This is a genomic window from Marinobacter sp. ST-43 (assembly GCF_030541085.1).
In the GTDB taxonomy this organism is placed as follows: Bacteria; Pseudomonadota; Gammaproteobacteria; order Pseudomonadales; family Oleiphilaceae; genus Marinobacter; species Marinobacter nauticus.
Genome location: NZ_JASSVO010000051.1, coordinates 1 through 1691, shown reverse-complemented (window position 1 = coordinate 1691; position 1691 = coordinate 1). Strand labels below are relative to the sequence as shown.

Genomic DNA, 1691 nt, shown 5'->3' with positions numbered 1-1691 from the left:
TATCCGTTCAAAATTTACTTTACCCTTATACATTGTGTGCTGGCATTAGTGGCAGCGGCTTAGTCCAACCCACATTTAAAGGCCATGCTGCGCACGACCATTAAATGCTTCAGTGTTATAGCGGTGGGTTGATTGCATAGGGTTTTCTTGCCTTTTCTCGGAAGGTTACCTGAATATACTGTATATATAAACAGTCTTTTTCGGGTTTTGAAACCCGGTGCAAGAAAACAAATAGAGCGGATCGCCGTTGAACGCTCTCCCTGCTACCCTCAAGAGCCAAGCCAGACGGATAAGTCGCGCTTGATCCGTCTGGCTTGGCTCTTGAGGGAAGGCGGATCAATCGGCAATCGTGGTCGCCTTTGTTCCGTGCCTTCGCATCTTCGGTGCCCCCGCTGACTACTGGCCTGATAACTTCCCAGGGATGTCTGCAGAGTGTGGAGTGGTCTGTGAGTAGGGTGGAGTATGAGAGTCTTTCAGGACGGTCCGTATAACCACACGTTAAGTCGGACCCTGGCTGGCGCCAGTGCCGCTTAACATCCGTCGTTAACTAATATATGGTGAAGAATGCAATGTGGCTGAGGTCTGAGGAGGAAATAATAAAGCGTATTGTCGCTAATAGGACTGCTTTGGCAAACTCCGTCAGCTTTGCTCTTAATTCTGCATTTCCATACCCAGAGCATCAGTTTGCTAATGATGTGCTGGTATCTGTAAATGTGCCCCGCGCCCACCTAGGATTAGACCCGGAGCAGAAGCCGGGAGATATTGATCTTCTTCTTATACCATTTAATGATTACCGATATCATTTTGAGCGATCGGTTGCCATTGAAGTAAAAGTACTGCGTCCTACCATTGCAAAGCCCTCCAGAAATGTAAATTCAATGGGCTTTAAGCAGGCATCAGGTTTGCTGAGGGATGGATTTCCGGTCGTAGGGCTACTTCATATTGCTGTGCCAGAGGAAACTCCTGCCGAGTTTTGTTGGGATGTTCCTGTAATAGCCAATAATTTAGGGCCATATGGTGAGTTGGTTGAAACGGGAGAACGTGTGGCGATGGACCCTTTCCCAATAATTACTGCCCAGAGGCAAGAAGGGCGAATTAATGCATTGGATTTACCGATGGAGGCTGGGTTTAATTCTATTGGCCTCAATTTGTCACCTGACGGTGAAGGTTTTTCTGGTGGTACGATGGGGTTCGATAAAATGGGAAAGATAAATCCTCAAGTTTCTCAGGAGCTTTTGGAAGCTATTGAAGCATATTTGATTAATAACAGAGAACGTTTTAGTGAGGTTCGGTGGTTTGATAAGGGAGGTCGTTAACAAGGCCAAGCACGGCGACGCCTACTACATTGCGGCTTCGCCTCCATTTCGTAGCCGCGCATGTTGGCGGCGTTATAGCCCAAGGAGATTCGGTGCTGGTCTGGGATGAGGCAGATGTGCTATCCGTACTTGAGGTACTTCCGGAAGTGGAGCACGACGGTATTTGGCATAGGTACGTAGTCCAGAGGCATGGAATTGAGCTTACTGTAACTATTTACCAATATGACGCTGATGTTTGGTTTGAAATGCGATCATTAGGGAGGCTCTGAATAAGTCTCAAAATCAGCGATAATACGGTCATCGTCAACTGCACAGGATTCGTTGCCACCATGGATCAGATCACCTTCTCCGAAGCCGAGTACCAGACCAAGAAGC

1 protein-coding gene is annotated in these 1691 nt (G+C 47.6%); it reads left to right on the top strand.

Features of this window, described 5'->3' with window-relative positions; genetic code table 11:
* Positions 1 to 626 precede the first annotated feature (626 nt).
* Positions 627 to 1316, top strand: a complete 690-nt coding sequence (locus tag QPL98_RS19375) for a hypothetical protein (RefSeq protein ID WP_303293868.1) — start codon at positions 627 to 629, stop codon at positions 1314 to 1316.
* Positions 1317 to 1691: the final 375 nt, after the last annotated feature.